We start from the raw sequence: 3,399 nt of genomic DNA, 5'->3' as shown, positions 1-3,399 counted from the left end.
GGAGTTATTGGACCTACAACAGGTATATTTTTTGATTTTATTTTTTCAACTAAATCATCTAGTTGTTTAAAAGCAATACCGATAGAAACACCATTACCTAAGTTTTCCCTAGATGCAGTTGAGATAGGTATTAGCTCGATTTTAGCATCATCATCTTCACCAAGCATGACTATTTGGTGATTTCCACCTTCAATAACTTTAGCTATTTTCATTCCTAGCAAATCTTTATAAAACTTTAAGCTATTATCTAGATTTGTTACTTGTATAGTAGTCCACTGGAATTTCATATGTACCTCCTAAAAATCTTTATATTTAATTATATTATACATTTTAAAACCTAGATATTAAAGCATATGAGAGATTTCATAGGACATTATATGGCAAATACTTATCTTGATTTTTCAATAACATACTTCATATTATCAGTTTTGTAATAAGATATAAAGTGAGATACAAAGATCAATGGTTAGTATGGATACTTGATTGTGGTCACTTAGGAAAAGATATTCAAAAAATGTACTAATATGATTAACAAGAGAATAATAATTATTGAAGAAAATAGCAGGTGTAATAGTATGTTCTTTAGATGCTTATTTTACATACTTATGACTTGTATTACATGTGGATTTTGGCTAGTTTGGTTATTAATAAAATTTTTAGTTAGAAATAAAAAATAATTTATATTCAAAGGGGAGAAAGAAAATGAATACAATAATAAGCTTAATAGTTTGTGGAGTACTAGCTGGATTAATGATAGGATGTAGTTCAGAAGAGGTTAAAACATCTCAGGAAGTACCAGAAAAAGTTGAAGAAACTATAAAAGAGGAAAAAGAAGTAGTAGAAGAACCCATTGAGGAAAAGATATTAACAATAGAAGATAAGGATTTCAAAAACTATATGACAACTTCACTCCCTGATGAAGAGTATGAAAAATATTTCAACAGTATACAAGGAAGAGAAATAGAGTTTGATGGTTCTATTGATATTATACAATTGAGAGAGGGCTACAATACTAGATATGAACTATTGGTAACTTACGGAGATTATAGTGAAACTAACATTACAGGTCCTTACATGAAGGTTAAAGATATTGCATATGGGGATGAAAGGGGGCTAGAATATGGTATAACAGATAATGGTACTAATGTTAAAGTAAAAGCTAAGATAGTTGAATTTGATATGGATAGATGTTATTTAGTTATAAATCCTATAAGAATAGAAAGTAGATAGATATTGGGTGTTCATTACTCATTAAAAAAATGAATTTTAGCCATATTAATAATTCTAGAATTACTCTCATAAATGTAATGATGAAAGGAATTAGAACATATTGATAAAGATAAAGGAATTTAAAAAATGATAAATAGAGATACTAATGAATCTTGGTCTATTAGAACATCTACAGATGAGTTGCTAAATTTTATTATATTTACAAGCTAAAATCACAGTGGAAGCTATGGTTTAACAACGTTATAGAAGAAAAATATAATAATATTAATCTTGGTAAAATATGTGTAGCTATTGATGAAATATATAATATAAATAATTTTTTAGAACTAGAATACACTGAGCTTAGAGAGTGTTGTAAAAAGTCATATCCACATTTCATAGAATGGTGGTATATGCAAGCGGGAGGCAACAATGCTATTTCTTTTGATGGATTGGTGGATGAAAAAACTAATTAAATTAATATAATAACTACTTTACAATATTAACATAATTCAAATTAAGAGATTAGTAATCTAAAATTAAAAAAATTATACATATATCGATAATTAATTATTTAGAATAAGTAATAATTAACAGTTTTCTAAATAAGAACGAACTTTATAAGAACAGTATTATAAAAAATAAAGCAATTAAAATTAGAGAGTAATAATAAGTTGCTTTATTTTTTAGTATTTATATATTTTTTTTTAAAGAAAGAGCTTTTGTTGGACATTTAGCAACACAATGTGTACAACGAACACAAACATTATTATCAATAGTCCAATTTTTATCTTTTCTAGAAACAGTTATTGCATTAACAGGACATGTCTTTTCGCATAAAGTACAATGAGTACATTTATCGCAGTTATATGATATTTGTCCTCTAGACTCAAATATTTTTCTTAATAATTTAATTTGTGCTATTTTTCTTTTGAAATTTGCCATATTTAAGTTCTCCTATATTAAATGATGTATATAATTAAGTTTTCCTAGAAACAATTTTGTGTTATAATTATAATGTTTCCTAGGAAACAATATTATATTACTAAAATAATGTTTCCTTGTCAACATTATTTTATGAACTATCTAAATTGTATTTACCCAAAATAATAAAGTTATTAAAATAACTATAAACATTAGGAGGATGTAAATTTGAATAGAATAGATAAAGAAATTATATCTGAAATAGATACTTTATTTGTAAAATCTGAAGAAAGAAAAAATTTAGTTAACGAGAGAATTTTGAATGAAATAATTAAGAAAAATTGTGATTTAAAGGATATTTCAATTACAGAACTGCATGTAATCTCATGTATTGGAAATGAAGAAGAAATTAATGGAATTAAAATTTCTGAGAAAATAGGAATGACTAGAGGTGGTGTTTCTAAAGTTATATCTAGTTTAATAAAAAAAGAACTTATTACATCTTATAAAGATGATGTAAATAAAAAGAAAATTTTCTATAAATTAACACCTTTAGGTGAAATGATCAATGAAATACATAATGATAAGCATGAAGAAAGAAATAGAAAACTTATTAATAGAGTTAATAAATATACTGAACAAGAAAAAGAGACAATACTAAAGTTTATAAAGGATATTCAAAACTTTCTAAGTGAATAGATATTAACTTTAATAATGACTAAATAAAAATTAACTTAAATCAAACAATTTTAACAAAGAGCATTAATAGTTAATGCTCTTTATCTTATGTTTATCTATTTGTATTTTTTCTCTATAAACATATCTACTAATCCAATATTAAATATCACAATTCCTATTAACATCAATGAGATAGGTTGTTTTCAATAACTAGTTAATTGGCATAAATAATTCTAGTGAATTACAAAATATTCTCATTTTAAAACTTTTATATAAAAAAGGCAAAATACTCTTGTTTTATATCGTCTTACTATGTTATATACCTAGACACAATTTCAACTAAGGCACCAGTATAGATGGAATTTTCTTAATATGTAATTTGATTTTAGGAGACAAAACTCTTTGTTTTTTAGTGATATTACATAGATAAATAGGTATTTAATGGTGTGATTATTTTTTATTGTATCAATGACATTTTTTATATTTAAAGAAAAGTTATGTATATTGATTGATGGGTATAATTTTAATATATTGCAAAATAAGAGATTAGTAATTTCTTTCCTATTTAAAAAATATCTATTTTATTAG

The 3,399-nt window shown here is 24.4% G+C and carries 4 protein-coding genes; 2 read left to right on the top strand and 2 right to left on the bottom strand.

Annotated elements, in window-relative coordinates; translation table 11 throughout:
• The coding region (locus J7G74_RS00260; protein WP_297130212.1) for a VOC family protein at positions 1-287 on the bottom strand (287 nt) is incomplete at its 3' end.
• 415 nt (positions 288-702) lie between these two features.
• Between J7G74_RS00260 and J7G74_RS00255 the strand changes: the two genes are divergently transcribed.
• Complete coding sequence (locus J7G74_RS00255; protein WP_297130210.1) at positions 703-1,230, top strand: DUF4839 domain-containing protein; 528 nt, start codon at positions 703-705, stop codon at positions 1,228-1,230.
• Positions 1,231-1,902: 672 nt separating this feature from the next.
• Here the strand turns inward: J7G74_RS00255 and J7G74_RS00250 are convergent.
• Entirely contained in the window at positions 1,903-2,154 is a 252-nt protein-coding gene (locus tag J7G74_RS00250) for an NADH-quinone oxidoreductase subunit I (RefSeq protein WP_297130208.1), read from the bottom strand.
• 207 nt (positions 2,155-2,361) lie between these two features.
• On the opposite strand from J7G74_RS00250, the gene J7G74_RS00245 reads away from it, so the two are divergent.
• Positions 2,362-2,832, top strand: a complete 471-nt coding sequence (locus J7G74_RS00245; protein ID WP_297130205.1) for a MarR family winged helix-turn-helix transcriptional regulator — start codon at positions 2,362-2,364, stop codon at positions 2,830-2,832.
• Positions 2,833-3,399: the final 567 nt, after the last annotated feature.

Origin of the sequence: Terrisporobacter sp. (assembly GCF_017888745.1) — a bacterium.
GTDB lineage: Bacteria > Bacillota > Clostridia > Peptostreptococcales > Peptostreptococcaceae > Terrisporobacter.
Note: the sequence above shows the minus strand (reverse complement) of the source record. Positions and strands in the feature narration are given on the sequence as shown.

Bases quoted from the DNA above. Each gene is read 5' to 3' on its own strand.
- J7G74_RS00255 (WP_297130210.1), top strand. From the start codon at position 703: ATGAATACAATAATAAGCTTAATAGTTTGTGGAGTACTAGCTGGATTA.
- J7G74_RS00250 (WP_297130208.1), bottom strand. From the start codon at position 2,154: ATGGCAAATTTCAAAAGAAAAATAGCACAAATTAAATTATTAAGAAAA.